Source organism: Arthrobacter sp. NPDC090010, assembly GCF_044748305.1.
Classification (GTDB): Bacteria; Actinomycetota; Actinomycetes; order Actinomycetales; family Micrococcaceae; genus Arthrobacter_E.
The window spans coordinates 97,540-120,369 of record NZ_JBIVFT010000001.1 but is presented as its reverse complement, the minus strand read 5'-3'; the positions used below and the strand labels follow the sequence as shown (position 1 = coordinate 120,369).

General features: G+C 66.9%; 17 protein-coding genes and 2 tRNA genes. 6 read left to right on the top strand and 13 right to left on the bottom strand.

What is annotated here, in order from left to right; translation table 11 throughout:
• The first annotated feature begins 33 nt into the window (after nucleotides 1–33).
• On the top strand, nucleotides 34–480 hold the full coding sequence (locus ACIPXZ_RS00535) for a group II truncated hemoglobin (protein ID WP_400590072.1): 447 nt from the start codon (nucleotides 34–36) through the stop codon (nucleotides 478–480).
• An 80-nt stretch (nucleotides 481–560) separates the two neighbouring features.
• Here ACIPXZ_RS00535 and ACIPXZ_RS00530 read toward each other — a convergent pair whose 3' ends face one another.
• The 5 genes from ACIPXZ_RS00530 to ACIPXZ_RS00510 all read right to left on the bottom strand — a co-directional run bounded on the left by ACIPXZ_RS00530 (nucleotide 561) and on the right by ACIPXZ_RS00510 (nucleotide 7,266).
• The gene (locus tag ACIPXZ_RS00530; protein WP_400590071.1) at nucleotides 561–2,264 is read right to left on the bottom strand and encodes an ABC transporter ATP-binding protein; all 1,704 of its coding nucleotides are present in this window, start codon (nucleotides 2,262–2,264) and stop codon (nucleotides 561–563) included.
• On the bottom strand, nucleotides 2,261–3,343 hold the full coding sequence (locus tag ACIPXZ_RS00525; protein WP_400590069.1) for an ABC transporter permease: 1,083 nt from the start codon (nucleotides 3,341–3,343) through the stop codon (nucleotides 2,261–2,263). Before ACIPXZ_RS00525 ends, ACIPXZ_RS00530 begins: the two co-directional genes overlap by 4 nt.
• Nucleotides 3,343–4,428: an ABC transporter permease gene (locus tag ACIPXZ_RS00520; RefSeq protein ID WP_400590067.1), complete on the bottom strand. Its 1,086-nt coding sequence runs from the start codon at nucleotides 4,426–4,428 to the stop codon at nucleotides 3,343–3,345. The genes ACIPXZ_RS00525 and ACIPXZ_RS00520 overlap by 1 nt, the downstream gene beginning before the upstream one ends.
• 146 nt (nucleotides 4,429–4,574) lie before the next feature.
• Nucleotides 4,575–6,206 carry an ABC transporter substrate-binding protein gene (locus ACIPXZ_RS00515; protein WP_400590065.1) on the bottom strand — a complete coding sequence of 544 codons (1,632 nt, stop codon included), beginning with the start codon at nucleotides 6,204–6,206 and terminating at the stop codon, nucleotides 4,575–4,577.
• Between the two features lie 253 nt (nucleotides 6,207–6,459).
• Complete coding sequence (locus tag ACIPXZ_RS00510) at nucleotides 6,460–7,266, bottom strand: hypothetical protein (RefSeq protein ID WP_400590064.1); 807 nt, start codon at nucleotides 7,264–7,266, stop codon at nucleotides 6,460–6,462.
• 250 nt (nucleotides 7,267–7,516) lie between these two features.
• Here ACIPXZ_RS00510 and ACIPXZ_RS00505 point away from each other — a divergent pair, with 250 nt between their 5' ends.
• Nucleotides 7,517–9,439: a DUF5107 domain-containing protein gene (locus ACIPXZ_RS00505; protein ID WP_400590062.1), complete on the top strand. Its 1,923-nt coding sequence runs from the start codon at nucleotides 7,517–7,519 to the stop codon at nucleotides 9,437–9,439.
• Nucleotides 9,440–9,556: 117 nt separating this feature from the next.
• On the opposite strand, the gene ACIPXZ_RS00500 is transcribed toward ACIPXZ_RS00505, so the two are convergent.
• The 7 genes from ACIPXZ_RS00500 to ACIPXZ_RS00470 all read right to left on the bottom strand — a co-directional run bounded on the left by ACIPXZ_RS00500 (nucleotide 9,557) and on the right by ACIPXZ_RS00470 (nucleotide 15,867).
• Nucleotides 9,557–9,633: transfer RNA gene (locus ACIPXZ_RS00500), tRNA-Met, on the bottom strand.
• A 64-nt stretch (nucleotides 9,634–9,697) separates the two neighbouring features.
• Nucleotides 9,698–9,769 (bottom strand) — tRNA-Thr (locus ACIPXZ_RS00495).
• A gap of 91 nt (nucleotides 9,770–9,860) precedes the next feature.
• A complete protein-coding gene (locus ACIPXZ_RS00490) occupies nucleotides 9,861–10,313 on the bottom strand; it encodes a LysM peptidoglycan-binding domain-containing protein (RefSeq protein WP_400590060.1) in 453 nt (150 codons plus the stop codon).
• Nucleotides 10,314–10,429: 116 nt separating this feature from the next.
• Nucleotides 10,430–12,610: a DEAD/DEAH box helicase gene (locus tag ACIPXZ_RS00485; RefSeq protein ID WP_400590059.1), complete on the bottom strand. Its 2,181-nt coding sequence runs from the start codon at nucleotides 12,608–12,610 to the stop codon at nucleotides 10,430–10,432.
• A gap of 395 nt (nucleotides 12,611–13,005) precedes the next feature.
• Nucleotides 13,006–13,662 (bottom strand): MOSC domain-containing protein, encoded by a 657-nt coding sequence (locus tag ACIPXZ_RS00480; RefSeq protein WP_400590057.1) that lies wholly within the window; start codon nucleotides 13,660–13,662, stop codon nucleotides 13,006–13,008.
• A gap of 43 nt (nucleotides 13,663–13,705) precedes the next feature.
• Nucleotides 13,706–14,380 (bottom strand): response regulator, encoded by a 675-nt coding sequence (locus tag ACIPXZ_RS00475; RefSeq protein WP_400590055.1) that lies wholly within the window; start codon nucleotides 14,378–14,380, stop codon nucleotides 13,706–13,708.
• On the bottom strand, nucleotides 14,377–15,867 hold the full coding sequence (locus ACIPXZ_RS00470) for an ATP-binding protein (protein ID WP_400590053.1): 1,491 nt from the start codon (nucleotides 15,865–15,867) through the stop codon (nucleotides 14,377–14,379). Before ACIPXZ_RS00470 ends, ACIPXZ_RS00475 begins: the two co-directional genes overlap by 4 nt.
• Nucleotides 15,868–16,032: 165 nt before the next feature.
• Here ACIPXZ_RS00470 and ACIPXZ_RS00465 point away from each other — a divergent pair, with 165 nt between their 5' ends.
• Genes ACIPXZ_RS00465 through ACIPXZ_RS00455 form a run of 3 tightly spaced genes read left to right on the top strand, consistent with a single transcriptional unit; the run spans nucleotide 16,033 to nucleotide 19,405 of the window.
• On the top strand, nucleotides 16,033–16,692 hold the full coding sequence (locus ACIPXZ_RS00465; protein WP_400590052.1) for a Tat pathway signal protein: 660 nt from the start codon (nucleotides 16,033–16,035) through the stop codon (nucleotides 16,690–16,692).
• Nucleotides 16,693–16,694: 2 nt separating this feature from the next.
• Nucleotides 16,695–17,921, top strand: a complete 1,227-nt coding sequence (locus ACIPXZ_RS00460; RefSeq protein WP_400590050.1) for a glutathionylspermidine synthase family protein — start codon at nucleotides 16,695–16,697, stop codon at nucleotides 17,919–17,921.
• Complete coding sequence (locus tag ACIPXZ_RS00455; protein ID WP_400590048.1) at nucleotides 17,918–19,405, top strand: APC family permease; 1,488 nt, start codon at nucleotides 17,918–17,920, stop codon at nucleotides 19,403–19,405. The genes ACIPXZ_RS00460 and ACIPXZ_RS00455 overlap by 4 nt, the downstream gene beginning before the upstream one ends.
• On the opposite strand, the gene ACIPXZ_RS00450 is transcribed toward ACIPXZ_RS00455, so the two are convergent.
• On the bottom strand, nucleotides 19,386–21,275 hold the full coding sequence (locus tag ACIPXZ_RS00450; protein ID WP_400590047.1) for a DUF2264 domain-containing protein: 1,890 nt from the start codon (nucleotides 21,273–21,275) through the stop codon (nucleotides 19,386–19,388). The genes ACIPXZ_RS00455 and ACIPXZ_RS00450 overlap by 20 nt on opposite strands.
• A 149-nt stretch (nucleotides 21,276–21,424) precedes the next feature.
• On the opposite strand from ACIPXZ_RS00450, the gene ACIPXZ_RS00445 reads away from it, so the two are divergent.
• Nucleotides 21,425–22,513: a substrate-binding domain-containing protein gene (locus ACIPXZ_RS00445; protein ID WP_400590046.1), complete on the top strand. Its 1,089-nt coding sequence runs from the start codon at nucleotides 21,425–21,427 to the stop codon at nucleotides 22,511–22,513.
• The last annotated feature ends 317 nt before the right edge of the window (nucleotides 22,514–22,830 follow it).

The window sequence follows — 22,830 nt, the reverse complement described above, 5'->3', positions numbered from 1 at the left end:
CCCTGCCTGGACCGCGCTCCTAGGGTTCCGGGTATGGAGACCGTTTACGACGCCGCCGGAGGATTCGACGCTTTCCTCACCCTTGCCGAGGCCTGGCACCGGAGAGTGGCGGCCGACGAGGTGGTCGGCCACGCATTCCGCCACGGAACCCACCCCGAACACACCCGACGGCTCGCGGCCTATTGGGCGGAGTCCCTCGGTGGTCCACGGCTCTATTCCGGAAGCATCGGCGATGGGAGTTCGGTGCTGCGGATGCACAGCGGCAACGGGGAGCACGAGGAGATGGACCGGCGCGCTGTGGCCTGCTTCGATGAGGCTCTGAAGGATGCCGGGCTGGATGCCGACGAGCCGCTACGCCGGACTCTGCACGCCTATTTCGAGTGGTCCACGGCGCAGATGTCCCGCTATCCGCGCAGCGTCGAGGACGTCCCGGCGCGGCTGGGCGTACCGGCCTGGTCCTGGGACGGCCCGGTCGTCTGAGTCACCTGGACAGCCCGTGAAACACTGTGACCCCGCCGGATCCGGCGGGGTCACAGTGTTTCACGGGCGCAGGTATACGGTCAGCCCTTGAGCAGACCGCGGTGCGCCTCGCGGCGTCGTGCCTGTTCCTCAGGGTCAGGCACCGGCAAGGAGGCGATGAGCCTCTTCGTGTAGTCCTGCGACGGCTGCCCCATCACCTGGCTTCCGATGCCCTGCTCCACCAGACGGCCTTTGAAGAGGACACCCACCCAGTGGGAGAGCATGTCGACCACTGCCAGATCGTGGCTGATGAACAATGCGGCGAAACCGTACTCCTCCTGGATGTCCTTGAACAGCTCCAGCACCTTCGCCTGCACCGAGACGTCCAGGGCCGAGGTCGGTTCGTCGGCGATCACCAGAGGCGGGTTCAGTGCCAGGGAGCGCGCCAGCGAGGCGCGCTGCCGCTGGCCACCGGAGAGCTCGTGCGGGTACCGTGCCGCGTACGACGACGGCAGCTGCACCGATTCGAGCAACTGCGCCACCCGCTGGCGTGCTTCGGCGGCGTTCGGCTTCCGGTGCACGATGAGCGGTTCGGCGATGCACTCCCCGATGGTCAGATGCGGATTGAACGATGCGGCCGGGTCCTGGAACACGAAACCGATGTCCTTGCGGAGCGGCTTGAACCCGCGTTCCTTGAATCCGTTCATCTCGTGTCCGAAGACCGTGAGGCTGCCGCCTGTGACACGGTTCAGCCCCGCGATGGCGCGTCCGATGGTCGACTTTCCTGAGCCCGACTCGCCCACCAGCCCGAACACCTCCCGTTCGGAGATGCTGAAACTGACGTCGTCCACCGCCTTGAAGCCGTTCCGTCCGAAGCGGCCGGCGAATTCGATGCTGAGACCCTTGGCCTCCACCAGCACCTTGCCGCCCTGATGCAGACGTTCGGTGGCTCCTTCGGACGCGGAGTCCCGGCCCAGGTGCGGCACCGCTGCCAGCAGTTCCTTCGTGTAGTCCTCACGGGGTTCCGCGAAGAGCGTCCGCGCGGGAGCCTCTTCCACCACGTCACCGCGGTACATGACGACCACCCGGTCGGCCAGATCCGCCACCACGCCCATATTGTGCGTGATGAGGACGATCGACGTCCCGTATTCGTCCCGCAGCTCACGCAGCAGTTCGAGGATCTCCGCCTGGACCGTCACATCGAGGGCCGTGGTCGGCTCATCCGCAACGATCAGCCCGGGGTTCAGGGCGAGAGCCGCGGCGATGACCACGCGCTGCTTCTGGCCGCCGGACAGCTGGTGCGGGTAGTAGTCGACGCGGGTCTCGGGATCGGGGATGCCCACCTTGCGCAAAGCGTCGATGGCGCGCTCCCGGCCTTCCTTCCGGCTGAGGCGGTGTCCGTCCTGGGAATGGACCCGAAGCCCCTCGGCGATCTGCCAGCCGATGGTGAAGACCGGGTTCAGGGCGGTGGACGGCTCCTGGAAGACCATGGCCACGTCCCGGCCGCGGATCCGGCGCAGTTCAGCCGGGCTGACACTGATCACATCGTGTCCGCTGACCAGGACGGCTCCCGCGCTCGTCGCCGTCTCCGGGAGCAAGCCCAGGATGGTGCGGGCGGTCACGGTCTTGCCCGACCCGGATTCACCGACGATGGCGAGCACCTCGCCCGGTTGCACATCCAGCGTGACGTCGCGGACGGCATGGACGTCGCCGCTGTCGGTGGCGAAGGTGACGTTCAAGTGCTCGATGTTCAGAACGGGACCGCTCACGGCGGCGTCCGAGCGATGGCGTGCTGCGGCGCTCATGGGGTGGCTTCCTTTCCAGGGGTGCCGTCGACGTCTTCCGGGGCCGGCGCGTCCGGCACCGAAACACCCGGCACCGAAGCACCAGACACCGGGGCACCGGGCCTCGAACCGAGGATCTGGACGGTCTTGGCGGGCCGTCGACGGCCTCGAAGGCGCGGGTCGTTGAGATCGTTCATGCTCTCGCCCAGGAGCGTCAGGCCGAGGACGGTGAGCACGATCGCGGCGCCGGGGAAAACACCCGTCCACCAGATGCCGGAGGTCGCATCCGCCATCGCCTTATTGAGATCGAAGCCCCACTCAGCGGCTTTGGTCGGTTCGATGCCGAAGCCCAGGAAGCCCAGACCCGCCAGGGTGAGGATGGCCTCCGAAGAGTTCAGGGTGAAGATCAACGGAAGCGTCCGAGTGGCGTTCTTGAAGATGTGCCGTCCCATGATGCGCCACGGCGAGGCGCCGACCACCTTGGCGGATTCCACGAAAGGCTCCGTCTTCAGGCGGATCGTCTCGGCACGGATCACACGGAAGTACTGCGGGACGAACACCACCGTGATGGAGAAGGCACACGCCAGCACGCCGGTCCAGAATCCGGATTCACCATGGTTCAGGACGATCGACATCACGATGGCCAGCAGCAGGGACGGGAAGGCGTAGATCGCGTCTGCGATGACCACGAGGACCCTGTCCAGCCAGCCACCCAGGTAGCCGCTGAGGAGACCGAGTGCCACACCGACGAAGATCGAGAGGGCCACGGAGATCACGATGACCACCACGGCCGTCTGGGAGCCCCAGATCACCCGGGAGAACACGTCGTATCCGCCGACCGTGGTGCCCCAGAGATGTTTGCCGCCGGGGGCGGCCTGGGCCGGGAACGTCCCGTCGCCGTCGGAGATCTGCGAGTAGCCGAACGGTGCGATCACGGGCGCCAGGATGGCGGTCAGCACGAACAGGACGGTCAGGACCGTGCCCACGAGGAGCATGCCCCGCTGGAGTCCGACGCTCTGACGCACATGCGAGATCAGGGGAAAACGGCTCAGCCAGGAGCCGCGCTGCGGCGCGGTGGCCGTCACGGTGTCTACGGACATCAGTACCTCACCCGGGGGTCGATCACGGCGGCCACGATGTCCACCAGGAAGTTGGTCACGGCCACGATCACGGCCATGAGCATGACGATGCCCTGCACGGCCACGAAGTCACGGGCGGTGAGGTACTGGGCCAGCTGATAGCCCAGTCCTTTCCACTCGAAGGTCGTCTCCGTCAGGACCGCGCCTCCCAGCATCATGGCGATCTGAAGACCCATGACGGTGATGATGGGGATCAGGGCCGGCTTGTAGGCGTGTTTGGTGACCAGCCGGAATTCGCTGACGCCGCGGGACCGTCCGGCCTCCACGTAGTCCTTGCCGAGTGTTCCGATGAGGTTCGTGCGCACCAGACGCAGGAAGACCCCGGCGGTGAGGAGACCGAGCGCGATGGCCGGCAGGATGGCATGCCGGACCACGTCACCGAAAGCCTCGAAATTTCCGCTGCGCAAGGCGTCGAGCCAGTAGATCCCCGTGGGAGCTCCCAGCTGGCTCATCGCCAGCTCCGTGCTCGTGGAGGCTCTGCCGGACACGGGCAACCAGCCGAGGGCGACGGAAAAGGTGAGCTTGAGCAGCAGACCCGCGAAGAAGACGGGGGTCGCGTAGCCGAGGATGGCGAAGAAACGGAGCACGGCATCGGGCACCCGGTCGCGGCGGTGCGCGGCGAGCATGCCGAGAGGGATGCCGATCAACAGGGCGACGATGAGGGCGTTGATGCTCAGTTCCAGCGTCGCCGTGCCGAAGGTGGAGAGCATCTCGACCACGGGACGGCGGTCCGAGATGGTGGTGCCGAAGTTGCCTGTGGCGATCTGGCCCAGGTAGTCGACGTACTGGACGAGGATGGGCCGGTCGTAGCCGGCCTCATGGATGCGCGCGTTCAGCTGGTCCTGCGGTAGGCGTCCGCCGAGTGCGGCGGTGATGGGGTCGCCGGTGATCCGCATGAGGAAGAACACCAGGGTGACCAGGATGAAGATGGTGGGGAAGATGAGCAGGAAGCGGACCAGGATGTATCGTCCCAGTCCTCCCCCGCTCCGCTGCGAGGCTGCGGTGGTGACCGCTTCGGGGGCCTCGGCTTCGACTATCGATGACATGGGATCCTCTGCGTGGATTCTCTGTTCCGGTGCGACGGCGGCATGGCCGCCCGCTGTCCCGCCGCGGGAGCCGTGGGGCGGCGACGGCGAGGTGACCGGAGCACGCCAGGAGGCGGGGCGTGCACCCCGCCTCCTGGCGTCCGGGCTTACTTGGAAACGCTGCCCAAGCGGAACTTGAACGATGCATCCAGGGTGCTGTCCACGCCCTTGACGTCCGCGCCGGACACGGCCACCTGGGCTCCCTGGAGGAGCGGCAGGGTGGAGATGTCCTGAGCCAGCAGCTTCTGAACGTCCTGGACGTCCTTCTCGCGCTGGGTCTTGTCCTTCTCGGTCACCTGCTTCGCGATGAGCTGATCCACCTCCGGGTTGGAGTAGTGGTTGTTCATGAAGCCGCCCTTGGGGAAGAACGGGGTGAGGTAGTTGTCCGGGTCGGAGAAGTCCGGGAACCAGCCGAGCTGGTAGACCGGGTAGGCATCCGCCTTGGACGCCTTGTTGTACGTGACCCACTCGGCCGACTGCAGATCCACCTTGAACAGGCCGGACTTCTCCAGCTGGTCCTTGACCATGGCGTACTCGTCACCCGAGGACTTGCCGTAGTGGTCCGGGTTGTACTCGAGCTTGAGATCCACGGGGGTGCTCACACCAGCGTCGGAAAGGGCCTTCTTGGCCTTGTCCGCATCGGGCTTGCCGTCCGTGCCGTAAAGGTCCTTGAAGGACTGGTTGGCGCCGAGGAAGCCGTTGGGGATGTTGGAGAACAGGGGCAGGTAGGTGCCCTTGTAGACCTGGTCCGCGATCGCCTGGCGGTCCACCAGGTTGGCGACCGCCTGGCGCACGGCCTGGGCCTTCTTCGGGTCGGCCTGGGCGGTCTTGGCGCCGAACGGCATGGTGTTGAAGTTGAAGACCACGTAACGCATCTCGCCACCCGGGCCGGTGTGCACCTTGACCTTGGAGTCCTTCTTCAGGTCGTCGATGTCCGTGGCGCTGAGGCTGCGGTTGGCGACGTCGAGGTTGCCCTGCTGGATGTCCAGCTTCAGGTTGCTCTGGTCGGTGTAGTACTTGACGGTCGCGCCGGAGTTGGCGGCAGCACCCAGCAGACCCTTGTAGTCCGCGTAGGGCTTCAGGCTCACCAAGGTGTTCTTGCTGTAGGAGTCGATCACGTACTGACCGGCGAAGGGCTTGGCCTTCACGATGTCCTCATCGGAGAGCACCTTGTCGGCCGGGAAGACCTCGTCGTCCACGATCGGGGCGGCCGGGCTGGAGAGGATCTGCGGGAAGGTCTGGTCATTGGCCTGCTTGAGGGTGAACACCACGGTGGTGGCGTCCGGTGCCGCGATCGACGCGATGTTGCCCAGGAGGCTGGCGGGACCGTTCGGGTCGTTGATCTTGATCTGGCGGTCGAAGCTGAACTTCACGTCCTTGGAATCCAGGACATGGCCGTTGGCCCACTTGAGGTCGGGCTTGATCTTCACGGTGTACTGGGTGGGCGTGGTGAACTCCGCGGAGGTCGCGATGTCCGGTTCGGGTTCGGCGCTCCCAGGCTTCGAGTTCATCAGGAAGGGGAACACCTGGTTCATGAGCATGAAGGAGCCGTTGTCGTAAGAACCGGCCGGGTCCAGAGCGGTCACCTTGTCGGTGGTGCCGTAGGCGATCGTGCTCCCGCTGCTTCCGCCCGTGGAGCCGTTTCCACCTCCCGAAGGGCCGGTGCAGGCCGTCAGGGCGAGGGCGGAGACCCCAGCCAATGCGATGACACCGCGCAGGGCGGTCTTGTTCATTGCCATCCGAGAACTTCCTTGTCCGTCATCTGGCGCGTAGGTGAACGCGCTCGTCGGCCCGCGCAACTGTGAAAGATGTGTTGCCAGCCCGGGCCAGAGGCCACAGTAACCAATGTGACGCGGCGCACACAACACCTCTTTACCAAAGCGTGATGCTGGCGGTGCGCCAGCCGACGACGGCGAAGGGCGCCTTCCGCACATCGCGGAAGGCGCCCTTGGGTGAAAAGTCACGGCCGTCGTCGGAGACGGGAGGCGATGCTCAGTGATTCGAGGTGATGGTGCAGCTGACGGCGGTGCTGCCGCTCTGCTTCTTCACGGTCTTCCCGTCCACCTTGATTTCACAGCTCACGGTCTGACCATCCGTGAGCGGATCCCCGAGCACCACCAGGGTGGCGATATCGAACGTCGGGTCCATCGTGCCGTTGGCTTTGAATTCCCCACTGAACTTCTTCTGGGCCGAGTCGCCTCCCACGGAGTAGGTGGCATCGGCCTCACCCTTGTTCGTGGTGGCGATGAACTCCACCTTGCCTCCGGCCACCGCGCTGCTGGACGGCTGTGCCGAGCTCTCGGCTTCCTGGCTCTTCGACGACTCGGCCCTGGCCGATTCATAGGCGCTGCCGACCTGCGCGACGAAGACGGCCGTCAGCATGGTCACCACGACGGCGACGAGAATTCCGACGCCGCCCAGGATCATGCCGGTGATCGATGTGCCCTTCGGCGCCTGCTTCCGCAGCACCAGGCCCAGGATCCCGAAGAGGATCGCCAGCGGGCCGAGGATGAAGGCCACGACTCCCAGGAACGGGATGAAGGAGGAGACGAGCGCCAGGATGCCAAGCACCAGGGCGGCGACACCGAAGCCATTGCCCTGCTTGCCGGGCTGCTGGTAGGGCGCCTGAGGATAGGGCTGCGGCATTCCCGGCTGAGCGTACGACGGCGCGGGGTTCTGACCCGGTCCGCGGTTCTGGCCGGCCCCGCCTGGACCCTGCGGCGGATAGGACGGTGCGGGCTGGTACGGCGGCCGCTGACCGTCCGGTTGCGGTTCGTGGCCCGGGGTGTTCTCGGTCATGGTTTCTCCCCTTTTGGAAGATCGGTGCGAAGGATGGGACAGGCCGGTTCCTCATCGTCCCGTCTCCACGGTTCAGAATAGCCGGAACCCCGTACGCTTCCCCGTCGTCCTGGGATTCCCGGTCCTCGCTGTTCATTACTGCGCACCATCCTCCGCGACCCTGGACCCGCTTGCGGGACAGCGGAAGAATCTGCTCAAGCCGACTCGTCCCGAGCAGCCTCACGGTCTTCGAATCCACGTCTGGAGCCCCATGCCCGGCATCACCGTCTCCTCCATCCCTCTCGACGTCTCCGCACTGCCCGGAGGAAACACCTTCCCCCTCCTCGGCCCCCTTCCCGACACCCCCTACGACCCCGGCGTCGAAGGCTCCGCCGGCTTGGGAGACCTCGGCTACGGTTACCCGCCCAGCTTGTTTCCGTACTCGGTCCAGGACGGCTATGCCCGCGAGCTGACGCGCCAGGAGGTGACCGCCGTCGTACTGGAGAACAGCCGGCTGCGCGCGGTCGTCCTGCCGCAGTGGGGCGGCCGCCTCTGGGAGCTTCAGGACAAGGCCACCGGCAAGCAACTCCTGCACACACCGGACACGCTCCAACTGGCCAACTTCGCCTTGCGGAACGCCTGGTTCGCCGGGGGCATCGAGTGGAACCTCGGAACACGGGGGCATGCTCCCACCAGTTGCGAGCCGCTGCACTGCGGACTGGTGCGGGGTTCCGATGGTCAGGAGGTCCTCCGGCTCTGGGAGTACGAGCGGCTGCGCGGCCTGGTGTTCCAGGTGGACCTCTGGCTTCCGGAGGATTCCCCGGTGCTGCTCGCCTCCGTGCGCATCCGGAATGTCCAGGACCATGAGGTCCCCGTCTATTGGTGGACCAATGCGGCCGTGCCGCAGGACGAGCACAGCCGTGTGCTGGCGCCTGCCGTCCAGGCCTATTCGAACGACTATCACCGGATCGCCGTGGTCGACCCGACCCGATACGAAGGCCGTGACTGCACCTGGCCCGCACGGAACACCCACGCCGCCGATTTCTTCTTCGATCTTCCGGAGGACGGACCGCGCTGGCTGCTGAACGCCGACGTCGACGGCGATGGCCTGGCGATGCTCTCGACGCAGCGGCTGCGCGGCAGGAAGCTCTTCGTCTGGGGCCGCGGGCAGGGCGGCCGGCGATGGCAGCACTGGCTCACCCCACGAGGCGGGGAGTACGCCGAGATTCAGGCCGGTCTGGCGCAGACCCAGTTCCAGCATCTTCCGATGCCCGCCGGTGCCGAGTGGAGCTGGACCGAGGCCTATGGCAACGCGGCCGTGTCGCCCGCAGCGGCGCACTCCGAGGACTGGTCTCATGCCATGACCGAGGGGCAGAGACGGGCCGATGCCCTGCTCGGCCCGGAAGGACTTGAGGCGGCGCACCGCGCGGCGACCTCACGGATGGACCTGGCTCCCGAGCCCTTGTCCGCGGGGAGCGGTTGGGGAGCCCTGGAGCGTGCGGCCCGGATCTCCGAGGGCAGAGCGGCGGAGTTCCCCGGAACACCGTTCGATGAGTCCACCCTGGGTCCGGCTCAGGAGCCCTGGCTGCGGCTGCTCCGGGACGGGTCCTTCTCCGGTGCGACGGCGGCGGTCTCCGGCGGACGGTGGGAGGAGCTGCTGGCCCGGCTGCCCGGAAACGCGGATGCCATGCTCCACCGCGCCTTCATGTCCCATGGTTCGGGCCGGGTGGAGGAAGCCGAGCTGCTGTACCGCCGAACGCTCGCACTGCGCGACACCGCCGAGGCCCATCGTGGGCTGGGTTCGCTTCTGAAGACCCATGGAGACCCGTCCGAAGCGCTTGAGCACTACCGCAGCGCCTGCGCGCTCGCGTCTGGCGACCGGAGGCTGCTCATCGAGGCTGCGGAAGCCATGCTCGACGCCGGGGCGGCCACGGATGCCCTGGATCTGCTGGATGCGGCCGACGGGAATGCTTCCGTGAAAGACGACGTCGAGGGTTCCTTTGAGGGACGGCTGAGTCTGCTGCGGGCCCGGACGCTGTACGCCCTGGGCCGGAATGAAGACGTTGCGGCCTTGCTGGAAAGCGGGATCGAAGTGCCCGACCTCCGGGAAGGAGCGACTGTGCTACGCGATCTCTGGGACGCCGCGTTCCCCCGCATCCCCCTGCCTGAGCGCTACGACTTCACCATGAGCTGAGAACCCGCGGTTCTATTCGAGGCGTCCGGGAACCTGTCGACCCGAACCGGGTACCTGGACACCATCGATGTCCAGGCAACGCAGAAGGCCCCGGAACCATGGTTCCGGGGCCTTCCTTGGTAGCGGCGCCGGGACTCGATCCCGGGACCTCACGATTATGAGTCGTGCGCTCTAACCAGCTGAGCTACGCCGCCACGGATGAGCAAAAGCCCGTGTCAAGCCGGTCAATCACCGCCTTGACACGGGCTCCTCATCCAGAGCCCCCTGCCGGAATCGATCCGGCGACCTCGTTCTTACCAAGAACGCGCTCTACCACTGAGCTAAGGGGGCAACGAAGAAATACTTTACCGGATCCTCAGCCCAGCACCAAATCGAGGAAGGCCCCTCCCTTCCTCTTTGAGGCAGATCACATCACCCCATGTCAGGCCCTCGTTATCGGGCCTCCAGACCCTCGTGGGAGCCTCAGGACCTGGCCCGGGAAGAGGTACCGGGAATTGGGTGTCAGCCACGCATTCAGCCCGGCCAGCTCGGCAGGATCCACGGCCCATCGGGCAGCGATGGATTCCATGGTCTCGCCGTCCTCCACGGTCACCTGCGACGGCCGCGTCGGCACCTTGACGGCCTCGACCACGGGCTCGATTTCGGTCCGTTCGGCGTCGATCAGAACGGAGTCGTCGGCTTCAGGACCAACAGGCTCCGTGTCCTCGGCGTCAGCGCCACCGGGACCGGTCGAAGACTCGACGGCAGCCATCCCGGCATCACCAACGGCCAGATGACGCGCCTGTTCAGGCTCCGGCTCACCGCCGCCGTGCGCCGGGGCATCCACCGGAGCGTCCGCGCGGTGCTCCGGTCCGCCGTCGTCGACCGCAGGCATCGCCGCAGTCTCCCCCTCCGCTTCCGCAGCATCATTCACCTGCGCGGGATCATCCATCCGTTTAAAGGCGCGGAGGCGCCCACCCTGAGGGTGAACGCCTCCATCCGGAAAATCAGTTACCACGAGTTCCGTCCGCCGAAATTGCCCTTGTTGTGGCGCGGCTTGCGCTGTCCGAAGCTGCTGCTGCGGTCACCGCCGGAGCGCTCACCGTTGCCGCCACGCGACCGTTCCCCGTATCCACCGCGGGAACCACTGTCCCGATCATAGCTGCGCTCGTTGCGCTCGGAGTAGGAACGTCCGCCGCGGTCCGCGCTGCTGCGCTCACCACGGTCGCGGTCGAAGCCACGGTTGCCACCGCGCTCACCGCCGAAACCACGGTCACGGTTGAAGCCGCCCTCCTCGGACTTGCGGAAATCCTTCTTGTATCCGCCATTGCCCTTGAAGTTGCCGCCACGGTTTCCGCCGCCGAAGCCGCGGTCACCGCCACGGTCGCCACCGCGATCGTTGCGCTCACGGTTGGGGCGACGGCCATTGTCCAGCTCCAGGTGGATCAGCTCACCGCCGATACGCGTCTTGGACAGCGCGGCCCACTGATCCTTGCTCAGATCTGCCGGGAGCTCCACCAGGGTGTGATCGGAACGGATGTCGATGCCACCGATCTGAGACGAGGAGAAACCGCCCTCGTTGGCCAGTGCGCCAACGATCGAACCGGGCATCACGCGCTGGCGACGGCCGACCGCGAGACGGTAGGTCGCGTTGCCTTCGGTGAGCGCACGCGACGGGCCACGGGAGTTGAAGCCGTCCTTGTTGCGCTCACGCTTCTGGAACTCCGGAGCGGCCGGCAGTTCCTTGACGAAGAACGGCTCATCACCCTGAACCATGACGGCCAGGGCGGCGGCGATCTCCGCTGCGGGCACACCGTGCTCTTCCTCGTAGGAGGCGACCAGATCGCGGAACACGGAGACGTCCTCGGACTCGAGGGTCTCGGTGATCTGATCAGCGAACTTGCTCATACGGAGGCTGTTGACCGTCTCCGCGGTAGGCAGGTGCATCTGCTCCACGCTCTGGCGGGTGGCCCGCTCGATGGCGCGCAGCAGGTACTTCTCACGCGGGGTCATGAACAGGATCGCGTCGCCCTTGCGGCCGGCACGGCCCGTGCGGCCGATACGGTGCACGTAGCTCTCCGTGTCGTGCGGGATGTCGTAGTTGACGACGTGGCTGATGCGCTCCACGTCCAGACCACGGGCCGCGACGTCGGTCGCCACCAGGATGTCGATCTTGCCCTCGCGCAGGGCCTCCACGGTGCGCTCACGCTGAGCCTGGGCGATGTCACCGTTGATGGCCGCGGCCTGGAAGCCACGCGCCTTCAGCTTGTCCGCCAGGTCCTCGGTGGCCATCTTGGTGCGCACGAAGGCGATGACGCCGTCGAACTCCTCGACCTCCAGGATGCGGGTCAGGGCATCCAGCTTGTGCGGGCCCATGACCTGCACGTAACGCTGACGGATGTTGGAGCCCGTGGTGGTCTTGGACTTGACCGAGATCTCTTCCGGGTCGTTCAGGTACTGCTTGGACATGCGGCGGATCTGGCCCGGCATGGTGGCGGAGAAGAGTGCGACCTGACGATCCTCCGGAGTCTCCTGGAAAATCTTCTCCACGTCATCGGCGAAGCCCATGCGCAGCATCTCGTCAGCCTCGTCCAGCACGAGGTACTGAAGCTCGGAGAGGTCCAGGGAACCCTTCTCCAGGTGGTCGATCACACGACCGGGGGTGCCGACGACGACCTGCGCACCGCGGCGCAGACCGGCCAGCTGCGGGCCGTAGGCGGAACCGCCGTACACCGGGAGGACGGTGAAGTCGTCCATGTGCTTGGCATAGGAGGTGAAAGCCTCGGACACCTGAAGCGCGAGCTCACGGGTGGGGGCCAGCACCAGCGCCTGGGTCTTGCGGGACGGGCCGTTGGTGTCGTGCAGCTCAGCCATGCGGGACAGGGCCGGGATGGCGAAAGCGGCGGTCTTGCCGGTGCCGGTCTGGGCGAGGCCGACGACGTCGCGGCCTTCCAGGAGCAGCGGGATGGTGGCGGCCTGGATGGGGGACGGCTTCTCGTAGCCGACGTCCTTCAGGGCGGCCAGCACGCGGCCGTCGATGCCGAGGTCGGTGAACTTGATGCCCTCTTCGTCCTCTTCAGAGGCCGGGGCGGGGGTCTCGGCGGTGGGGGCCTGCTCCTCGACGGGAGCGGCGGTCAGTTCTTCGGCGACGGTATCGTTCTCGACGGCGTCGGGCGTGATGTTTTCGGGCATGGGGATGGAACCTCATTCATTCCAGCCGGGCGGCTCACCGATGAGTAGTGGCGGCCGCATACGGGCACCGGAGACGGTTTGACCCGGTGCTCGGAAACCCAGCGCTCTTGCAATCCCATGGCCAGGCATCCCACTGCACCCTGTCGCTCTCCCAGCGAGCTTCGCGCAGTGCTTACTTCCGAGCATCCTTGTGCTCAGCCGGCCGTTCCATGAAATATGTCCGCACACCCTGCGGACCCCTTGTTCAACCAGTCCTGCCTCAAAAATTGGGCAGGATATATGGAAAACCGGAATTGGGGGATGCATCCATCATACGGGATGGGCGTGCGTCCCGGCTACGGGGCAGCCGGGGAAGAGCTGGTGAGCTTGCCCACACCGGGCATCTCCCACCATGCTCAGCGCTTCAGGCGCTTCTCCAGCCGCTCGAACCGTTCGTGATACTCCTCCTGCAGCACGATGTGACCGTCGGCCTCAGCATCCCTCAGGGCATCCACGATTTCCAGGCTCGGCTCGCTGAACCACTGCCCGATGGTCACGCCGTGCTCCGGGACATAGACGCGGTGCACGTGGTCCCCCGCCGTGACGGTGCCGGTCTTGATGACCCGCAGATAGCAGCCCACCCGGCCCGCCTGGGTGAAACGCTTCACCCATTGGGTCTCCTCGACCCGGCGCTGAAACGTGGAACACGGCACGCGCGGCGACGTCACCTCGAGTTCGACGTCGGTCCCGATCCGCCAGCGCTCACCGATCACGGCACCGGTGGTTTCGATCCCGCTCAGGCGCAGGTTCTCCCCGAAGTACCCCGGCGCGATCTCCCGGCCCAGCTCGGCCGCCCAGTAGTCGGCGTCGTCCTCGGAGTAGGCGTACACGGCCTGATCGAAGCCGCCATGGTTGGCTCGGTCGGCCTGAATGTCGCCGCGCACCCCGAGCCGGTGCACGGTCACCGGTCCGTCGACGGGGCGCTTGTCGATCGCGGTGACGCCCACCCTGCCCTCGACGTCGGGGTGGAGCTCATGGACTCGGCACACGGCCAGCACGGTTCCGGGATGCATGAATCCAGCCTAGCCGTGTTCCCCGACACGGGGCCGGCCGGCTTCACGGATCGAAGCGGTACCCCATCCCGGCCTCCGTGATGAGATGCCGAGGGGTGGCGGGGTCCTTCTCCAGCTTGCGGCGCAATTGGTTCAGGTAGACCCGGAGATACTGGGTCTCCTTGGCATAGGCCGGTCCCCACACCTGCATGAGCAGCTGCTGCTGACTCACCAGGCGGCCTTGATTGCGCACCAGGATCTCCAGGATGCTCCACTCGGTAGGGGTCAGCCGCACCTCAGCCCCGTCCCTGGTCACTCTCCGCGCCGCGAGATCCACCGTGAAATCAGCCCCCTGGACCTGGGGGCTTTCCGAACGGGCCGAGGACCGCCGGGTGGCAGCCCGCAACCGCGCCATCAATTCCTCGATGCCGAACGGCTTGGTCACGTAGTCGTCGGCACCCGCGTCAAGCGCCGCCACCTTGTCGTGCGAACCATGGCGCGCAGAAAGGACTATCACGGGCAGTTCGCTCCACTGACGCAACCAGCGGAGGAACTCGATGCCGTCGCCGTCGGGAAGGCCGAGATCCAGGATGACGACGTCGGGCCGTTCGTCCGCTGCGAGCCTCCTGGCCATCGCATCGTTATGGGCCAGCACGGACTGGTAGCCGTGCACCTTGAAGTTCAGCTGGAGCGCCCGGGCGATGCCCGGTTCGTCCTCAACCACCAGAACCTTGGTCACTGCGGTCCCTCCGTCGTCGTCCCCGCTCCCACGGACAGTGGCAGGGTCAGCACCATCGTCGCTCCCCCACCCGGGGTGGCTTCTGCGCGCAGACGTCCTCCCATGGCCTGGGTGAATCCCCGCGCCACGGCCAGTCCGAGGCCGATTCCGTGCACGCCTCCCTGCGACGAGTCGTCGAGGCTCTGGAACGGCTGGAAGAGTTCCTCCTGGCGTTCCAGATCGATGCCCGGGCCGTGATCCGCGATGCACAGTTCCGAGGCCGGCCGCCCCTCCAGGGCGACCCCTTCCCGAGCGGTGATCTCGATCGCGGCACCGCGCCCGTGCCGTACCGCGTTCTCGGCGATGTTGGCCACCACTCTCTCCAGCATGCCGGGGTCGGCCTCCACCGGGGCGTGTCCTGCCAGATCGAGCCGGACCAGCCCCTGCGGCACGGCAAAGAGGGCACGTTCCATGACCTCGTGCCAGCGCACCGGCCGTAGCAGCGGTGCCGCCGATTCGCCCGTGAGGCGAGACATGTCCAGCAGATTGGCCACCAGGGAGGACAGCCGGTCCGTGTAGTCCTCGATCGAAGCCAGCAGCTCGGCCTGCTCCTCCGGGCTGAACTCCACTGCGTCCTGCCGCAGCGTGGCCACGTTCAGTTTGATCCCTGCGATGGGTGTCCTGAGGTCATGAGACACAGCCTGCAGAATGGCCGTGCGCATGATGTTCCCCTCGCTGAGGCGGGCGTTCTCCCGCTGGCTCGCGCCGAGTTCCTGACGCGCCCGTACCGCCACGACGAGAGCCACGAACGCCCCCAGAAGGTGCTGCTGCCGTGCGTCCAGTTCAGTGCCGCCCACCAGCAGCCGGTACTGATCGCCGACGGCGACGGCAGCCCCCGCAGCGGCCGAGCGCACCGGCGCTTCGGCCGAGGTGCTCGCCAGTACCCGCTCGCTCCGGGTGCCGTGCGGCCATCCACCCTCTTCCTCCACAGCGAGGAGCGTCACCGGCCGCCCGCCGAGGGTCTCGCTGAGCCGGCCGAGGAAGGACTCCAGGGAATCGTCCGAGCCGAGGATCCGCAATGCGAGGCTGTTCAGCAGCGAGGCCTCGTCCCGGGCCTCTTCGGCCTGGAACGCCCGACGACCGGCCAGGCCGACGGCGAGCGCCATGGAACAGGCCACGACGAGGAAGATGATGAGTGTCAGCGCGGCTTTCGAATCCACGACGTGGAAGGACCCGATGGGCGCCGTGGAGAACAGATTCAGCAACAGGGCCGCGAAAACCGAGGCCACGACGGCCGGCCAGAGACCGCCCAGAGCGGCCACGAGCACGGCTCCGGCCAGATGCAGCAGCACCACCAGCGTGAAGTCGCGTGACCCGACGACCGTCGCGAGCGCTTCGATCAGAGCAGGCAGAATCACGGCGAGGACCAGCCCGAGCCCGGGCCGCTGCACTCCGAACACGAACCTGACCCAACGGCGGAGGGTGCCCCAGCGGGGAGTCTGCGTCATGACTCCAGTCTTGCAGGCCCGCCACCCTTACCGGCCGCTCCGCCCGCATGGGTACTCCTGCCCATCCGATCCCTCGGTCAGGAGGTCCTCTGCTCAGTACACTGACAGGTGAATCACACTGACCGAGGAGTCAGACGAAGTCCCGTCCCGGGGGAGGAAGAGGCAGTGTCACAACAGGACGACGCGTCGGCGTCACGGCCATCGACCGGAGGCGACCCAGGGCAGGTCCCCGAGAGCGGTTCGGGGCGCCGGGCCGAGGGCTCATCCGCAGTCCCCCCGTGGCAGCCCACGGCCCCCGCTCTCGACCCCACCCTGGTGGACCAGGGCGCGCAAGCAGTGGCCGGGAATGCCGACCCCCAAGCCCCTCATGTGGATCCCTTCGCCCAGGAGGAGGCCGCGCAGCAGGTGCAGCACAAGAAGCGCACCCGACGCAGGACTCTGGTGATCTCGCTCGGCGTCACGGCACTGCTGGCCGGCACCATCACCGCCGTCGTCTCCAGTCAGAACGATGACGAGGATTACGCACAGGTCTGCACGGATGAGTCCACCCAGCAGCGGGTGGACGATGCGAACTGTGATGACTCCGGCGCGAGCAGCGCGGCCGGCCGGGGCCACGCCCACTACGGCTGGTACTTCTTCCCCCGTGGCAGCGTCATCCCGGCCGTGGGCTCCTCGGTGAAGAGCTACTCGGGCGGCACCTCGACCTTGCCGAAGGGCTCCACCGCGGCGAAAGGCTTCTCTTCCAAGGGAGGCAGCTTCACCAAGAGCACGACGACGCGCGGCGGCTTCGGCAAGAGCTCCGGCGGCAAGAGCTACGGGGGCTGAGCGTGGAACGGAAGATCGCCACCCCGCGCCCGGATTGGCGCGAGAAGATCGAATCCGTCGGGCTGGTGTTCTCCACCAGCACCAAACCGGACGGCACCCAGGTGGAGTACTGGCACGAGTCCGCCTACTACGAGTTCCGGATGGACGAGGTGGAGCGTCTGGAACTCGTGGCGGAGGAGATGCACCGGATGTGCCTGGAGGCGGCGCGTTTCCTCGGCACGGGAGCGATGGGTGATCTGGGCATCGGCGCGCAGGCCCGGGAGCTCGCCGTCGAGTCCCTGGAGGCGGGCGATCCGGACGTCTACGGCCGCTTCGACTTCGCTTACGACGGTCACGGCGACGCCAAGCTCTTCGAGTACAACGCTGACACCCCCACCGGTCTGATCGAGGCTTCCCTGGCCCAGTGGTACTGGCTTCAGGACGTCATGCCCGAGAAAGACCAGTGGAACGGCATCCACGAGGCACTGATCGAGCAGTGGAAACGGTACCGCTCACGCACCGGGATGTCCCGGCTTCACCTGGCGCATGCCGAGGAGGAGGAATCCGGCGAAGACTGGATGACCACCGGGTACATGCGGGATGTGGCGGAACAGGCCGGTTGGGCGACCATCGGCATCAACATGTCCGATGTCGGCTGGAATCACGGCTATCAGCGCTTCGTGGACCTCGACGACTACCCCATCAGCACCATCTTCAAGCTGTACCCCTGGGAACTGATGATCAAGGAGCCGTTCGGGCAGTACCTGCTTCGGCGCGAGCTGAATCCGGCCTGGGTGGAGCCCGCCTGGAAGATGCTGCTCTCCAACAAGGCGCTTCTGGCGGCTCTCTGGCACTTGTATCCAGGGCACCCGAATCTGCTGCCGGCCTATCTGGACTCCCCGCGGGACATGAAGGCCTGGGTGGCCAAGCCCCTGCATGGCCGCGAGGGTGACAACATCCGGATCCATGCGCCCGGCATCGACCTGGAACAGCCCGGGGACTACGGCCGCGAAGGCTGGTGCTACCAGGCCTATCAGGAACTGCCTGATTTCGACGGCAGTCATCCCGTGCTCGGCCTCTGGGTCGTGAATGGGGAATCGGTGGGCTGCGGCATCCGGGAATCGGACGGCCCGGTGACGGATTTCTTCTGCCGCTTCGTCCCCAACATCATCGACGCTCCGGCCCCGCCGTCCGGTGCCGGCGACGCTGCCGCCGGAAATGGCGCCGACTGGAACGGGGTGCCCGCATGAGCCCTCAGGAAGCCTCCACGAGGTTCTCCGAGCGGACGCTGAGCGTCACGCCCAAGGGACTGCGCGCCGGGATCCTTGATCTCGGCGATCTGACCATGCTCGGCATGGCCTCCACGGCGCCCGTCTTCGCGCTCTCGGTCACGCTCGGCCTGATCGTGTCCCGCGTGGGCGACTTCGCTCCGCTGGCACTGATTCTGGGGTTCCTGCCGGTGCTGTTCGTGGTCTTCGCCTTCCGGGAGCTGAACGCCCGGGAGCCGGACTGCGGGAGCTCGTTCACCTGGGTGCGTCGGGCCTTCGGCCCGTCCACCGGCTGGCTGGCCGGCATGGCCACGGCGGTCGCGAGCATCGTGGTTCTGGTGAATCTGGGGCATGTGGCCAGTCAGTATTTATGGTTCCTGGCCTCACGGGGTTCCTGGGAGGTGTCACCGTGGCTCACCATCCCCACCGCGCTGCTCATCATCGCCGCCATGTGCTGGGTGAACTCCCGGGGCATCCGTATCGGTGAGCACGTCCAACGTGTCCTCACCTACGTCCAGTACGTGGCGCTCGGCATTCTGGCCGTGGCACTGGTCGTGGGCGTGGTGGCCAGGGGCGCTTCCCAGGTCTTCGACTGGAGCTGGTTCGATCTCGGCGCCGCCCTGCAGGACCCTGGCCGGCTGGGTCAGGGAGTGCTCCTGGCGGTCTTCCTCTTCTGGGGCTGGGACACGTGCTTCTCCTTGAACGAGGAGAGCGATGACCCTGCCCGGACGCCCGGACGCGGCGCCCTGCTCTCGACGCTCGCGCTGGGGCTGGTCTACCTCGCCCTGACCGTCCTGCTGATGATCTTCGCCTCCACCGATTCCACCGGAGCGGGCCTCGGCAATCCGGACAATGCGGGGGACGTCCTGGGCGGGCTGCGGGACATGGCTCTGGGTCCGTGGGGCTGGATCGTCCTCGTGTCTCTCCTGGGCTCCATGCTCTCCGGTGCGCAGGCCACCGTCCTGCCCGTCACCCGGAGCCTGCTCGCCATGGGACGACGCGGGGCCATCCCCTCCGCACTCGGCACAGTGGAGCCCGGCACTCAGGCCCCGAGGGCGGCATCAGTCCTGGTCGGGATCTCGGCCGGGGCCTACTACCTTCTCCTCAATGCCCTGGGCGCGGAGATCATGGTGGACTCGGCCAACGCCGTCACGGTCTTCATCGCGTTCTACTATGCCGTCACCGCGTTCGCCTGCGTCTGGATGTTCCGAGCCACGCTCCGGGATTCCGCCCGGAACCTCTGGCTCCGCGGCATCCTGCCGGGACTGGGAGGGCTTCTCCTGGCGGTGGCCTTCGTCTCCGCCGTCGTGCAATGGGGCAATCCGGAGTTCTCCCAGACGCGGCTGGGCGGCCTCGGCGGGACCCTGGCCGTGGCGATCGTTCTCGCCGTGCTCTCGGCCGGGCTGCTCTTCTGGGCCCGGTTCGCGCCCGGTACCCGGGCCTATTTCACGGCTCAGGAGTCCTGAAGCTCAGCTCCAGGACAAACGGTTCGTCCCGCTCATCCAGCGGGAGCATCCGGACCGAGGCTCTCACCCAGCCGGCTTCTTCGCGCAAGGACGCCGGCCCTGGGCGGTGGGCTGCCTCCTGCAAGCCGAGGTGGTGGACACTCGCCCGGAGCGTGATTGCGCCGTCCAGTGGTCCTTCGGCCACGGTGCAGCGCGCGTCACCGAACGCCGTCGTTCCAGAGCTCTGAACGACGACGGCGCAGCCGCGCACCGTCGTCGCATCCTCCGGGAGGAGCGGCCAGAGCGTCGTATGAACCCCCTCGGTCACGGCCCAACCGCCTTCCCGCAGGACGAGTCCGCCGGACTGTTCCGCCGGGTCTGGCACGGACACCCGGTGAACACGCAATTGGTAGCCGCCGTGCGCCGTCGTCGCCGACGCCACGGTGACGGCTTGTTCCCTCTCGTCCTCGCTCTCGGACCAGACCGGCCGGTGGAAGCTCGCGAGCGCACCCGGGCCCGCCTCAAGGCGATGGATACGGCCGCGCCAGGAGGCTGAGCCATCCTGCCGGATCAGGCCCATGTGGTTGTCCACGGCCTGTCCCGTCTCCGGCCCGGAGGCGAGCAGGGGGCCGGTGTGACTTGAATAGGCGAGGCGGCTGTAGAGATCGTTGTCCGGGCCCGGGCCGTAGTACTTGTCGCTGCCGTGGTTGGCCAGCTGCGCCACTCCGTCCGCACCCTGGTGCAGCAGGAAGCCGGGCTCCGGAAGAAGCTGTGGAGACGATCCGGGGTTCCCGTCCGCTGGCTGCCAGAAGGGGCTCTCCTCGGGCAGCAGTAACGCGAGGAACGCCTTGCTGGACCAGTAGGGCGAACCCGGGCCGGAGTAGTTCTGGACCATCGGCTCGTACGGGCCGTGCCAGCCGAGACAGGCGATGCCCTTCGGATACGCCTGTTCCGTGTCGAAACGGCGCAGGGCCTTGGTGGCCAGCGTCCCGGCCCGTGCCAGGGAACCGGCATCCCCACCCGGATCCTCCGGCCGGAGGAACAAGGCCCCCAAGGCCAGCGGTGCGGCGGCGGCATAGCGGTAGATGAGGGAACGGCCCTGGAACACCGGCCCGCCGTCTTCGCCGAAGAACGAGGGGTGCGCATCCAGGAACAGCGCCAGCCGCTCACGGTACACCGGCAGGCGCTGCGCGGCCCACGGATGCGGCTCACCTGGGCGGTTCGTCGCGAAACGGCACCACAGCAGGGGATAGAGGTGCAGGGCCCACCCGCAGTAGTAGTCGAAGAAGTCCCCCGTGCCGTCGTTGTCGCCGTCCCGGTACCAGCCTCCGCCCACGTACCAGTCCTCGATCCGGTCCAGACCGGTGGTGATCTGTTCCGCCGCATGGGCGTAGCCGGCTCCGGCCAGGAACTCGGCCACCTGCACCAGGAACAGGAGCCAGTTGTTGTCCCACGCCTCCGCGGTGCTCGCGCCCTGGAGCCACGCCGCCACGACGTCCTGCTCCCGGCGGCTCATACGGTTCCAGAGCCAGGGCTTGCTCAGCTGAAGACCGATCGCCACGGAGGCCGCTTCCACCAGCGCCTGCGTCCTGCTGACGAGCGGGTTCCAGGACTCGGCCCCGTCCCGGGTGGCACCCGCCACCAGACCGGACCGGTACCACTCCAGGTGGCCGTGCGGATCATGGCCCTCAGAGCCTGCCACCCGGAAGGCCGCCAGGAGGAAGGTCCGGGCGAAGCCTTCCAGTTCGTCGGAACGGACCCCCGAGACGGACGGTCTCCCCGGCAGACTCACGAGTGCGTGGCCCGGGGAGAAGTATGGCCGCAGGGCCAAGAGCTGGCGGTCTGCGAAGCCGAACCAGTACGCGCGGCGATCGGCGGCGTCGTCGTTCATCCATCCGTCCCTTCAGAAGCCGTTCACAGCAGTCCCGGAGGTGGATCTCCTCACCCAAACCGCGGACCGCCCTTGACCACGCTAGGCAGGACGTTGTTCAGTTGGTAGCTAAACCGTTCATATGAAAACAGCTGAACAGCGAGGGGATCATGCACGCCGAGGAGCGGCACGCACTCATCCAGCAGGAACTCACACTCTCCGGGAAACTGCTGGCCACCGAGTTCGCGGAGAAGGTAGGCGTCTCCGGGATGACCCTTCGAAGGGATCTGGCCACCTTGGAACGCCAGGGCGTACTGCGCCGGATTCATGGCGGCGCCGTCCCCCTGGAGTCTCCCCTGAACAACAGCCCGGCCTTCCACCCGGCACAGCCGAGTCAGCTGACCATCGGTCTGCTGGTTCCGACCTCGCAGTACTACTTCTCGCTCATCATCAAGGGCGCCGGCCGTGCCGCACAGCAGGCCGGGGCGCGACTGGTGCTGGGAGTGAGCGGCTACGACCCCGAGGAAGAGCTGCGGCTGACCAAGCGCTTCCTGGCGTCCCCGATCGACGGCCTCCTGATCACACCTCTCGGTTCGGACGACGGCCCCTCCCCCACACTCGATGTCCTGTACGGGGCCACGATTCCCGTGGTCATGGTGGAGCGCCCTCTCGAGAACGTCCTGGACCCAGGCCCTTGGGACACCGTCTTCACGGATCACGTCCGGGGCACCGAACGGCTGGTGCGGCGCTGGGTGCAGTCCAGCGACGGTGCCGTGGCCCTGGGCATCCTTGAGGACAGCCCCAACTCCCCGCCCATCGAGACGGGGTACCGACGTGCCATGGAGCTGATGGGGCACGAAGCCACGGTGGTTCGGATCCCGTCCTCCGCCCACGGGCACGAGGCTCACCGGGCCGCGCTGGCCGAGCTGGCGGAGCGCTGCGCCACGCGCGGCATCCGGGGTGTGCTGGTGCACAACGACGGCTGCGCGCTGGCTCTCACGGAACTGTTCCTGGAGCAGGGGGTACGGGTGCCGGAAGACGTCGAGGTGGTGGCTTACGACGACGAGATCGCCTCCCTGGGGCTGCTGCCTCTCAGCGCTGTGGCACCCCCGAAGTTCGAGCTCGGGCACCGGGCGGCGAGCCTGTGCCTTCAGCGGGTCCGCGAGGGGTTCTGCGCCCGGGAACGCGTGGCGCTCTCCCCGCAGTTCGTGCCGCGCCAGTCGACCAGGACCCAGTTGCCGGCGGGCATGGCTCTCTGAGGGCTGCGAGCGCCGAGGACAGGCGGTCGAGCTTCCGGACGCGGGAAAATGGCTTCTAATATGAAGTCCCCGTAAATGACTACCGCGTCCGGTCAGCACGACAGTGCACGCGCTAACGTAGCAGTGAGCCGCTCCTCCCGTGACTTATGCCGGTGGCGTGCTCATGACATGGCAGAACAAGGCCGAAGCGCGCTCCTCTCCGTTGGCGCCCTCAAACCGACAAAGACACCGCCTCAATCCTAAAGTCCTGCACAACGGCACAAAACGGAACAGAGCGAGGACGTCCCGGGATCGGGGAGCGAACCTCCAGAAAATTT

Excerpts from the sequence above, each read along its gene's own strand:
- ACIPXZ_RS00530 (WP_400590071.1), bottom strand. The coding sequence starts at position 2,264 with ATGAGCGCCGCAGCACGCCATCGCTCGGACGCCGCCGTGAGCGGTCCC.
- ACIPXZ_RS00445 (WP_400590046.1), top strand. The coding sequence starts at position 21,425 with ATGCACGCCGAGGAGCGGCACGCACTCATCCAGCAGGAACTCACACTC.
- ACIPXZ_RS00450 (WP_400590047.1), bottom strand. The coding sequence starts at position 21,275 with ATGAACGACGACGCCGCCGATCGCCGCGCGTACTGGTTCGGCTTCGCA.
- ACIPXZ_RS00520 (WP_400590067.1), bottom strand. The coding sequence starts at position 4,428 with ATGTCATCGATAGTCGAAGCCGAGGCCCCCGAAGCGGTCACCACCGCA.
- ACIPXZ_RS00510 (WP_400590064.1), bottom strand. The coding sequence starts at position 7,266 with ATGACCGAGAACACCCCGGGCCACGAACCGCAACCGGACGGTCAGCGG.
- ACIPXZ_RS00455 (WP_400590048.1), top strand. The coding sequence starts at position 17,918 with ATGAGCCCTCAGGAAGCCTCCACGAGGTTCTCCGAGCGGACGCTGAGC.
- ACIPXZ_RS00480 (WP_400590057.1), bottom strand. The coding sequence starts at position 13,662 with ATGCATCCCGGAACCGTGCTGGCCGTGTGCCGAGTCCATGAGCTCCAC.
- ACIPXZ_RS00485 (WP_400590059.1), bottom strand. The coding sequence starts at position 12,610 with ATGCCCGAAAACATCACGCCCGACGCCGTCGAGAACGATACCGTCGCC.
- ACIPXZ_RS00470 (WP_400590053.1), bottom strand. The coding sequence starts at position 15,867 with ATGACGCAGACTCCCCGCTGGGGCACCCTCCGCCGTTGGGTCAGGTTC.
- ACIPXZ_RS00535 (WP_400590072.1), top strand. The coding sequence starts at position 34 with ATGGAGACCGTTTACGACGCCGCCGGAGGATTCGACGCTTTCCTCACC.
- ACIPXZ_RS00505 (WP_400590062.1), top strand. The coding sequence starts at position 7,517 with ATGCCCGGCATCACCGTCTCCTCCATCCCTCTCGACGTCTCCGCACTG.
- ACIPXZ_RS00525 (WP_400590069.1), bottom strand. The coding sequence starts at position 3,343 with ATGTCCGTAGACACCGTGACGGCCACCGCGCCGCAGCGCGGCTCCTGG.
- ACIPXZ_RS00515 (WP_400590065.1), bottom strand. The coding sequence starts at position 6,206 with ATGGCAATGAACAAGACCGCCCTGCGCGGTGTCATCGCATTGGCTGGG.
- ACIPXZ_RS00490 (WP_400590060.1), bottom strand. The coding sequence starts at position 10,313 with ATGCCTGCGGTCGACGACGGCGGACCGGAGCACCGCGCGGACGCTCCG.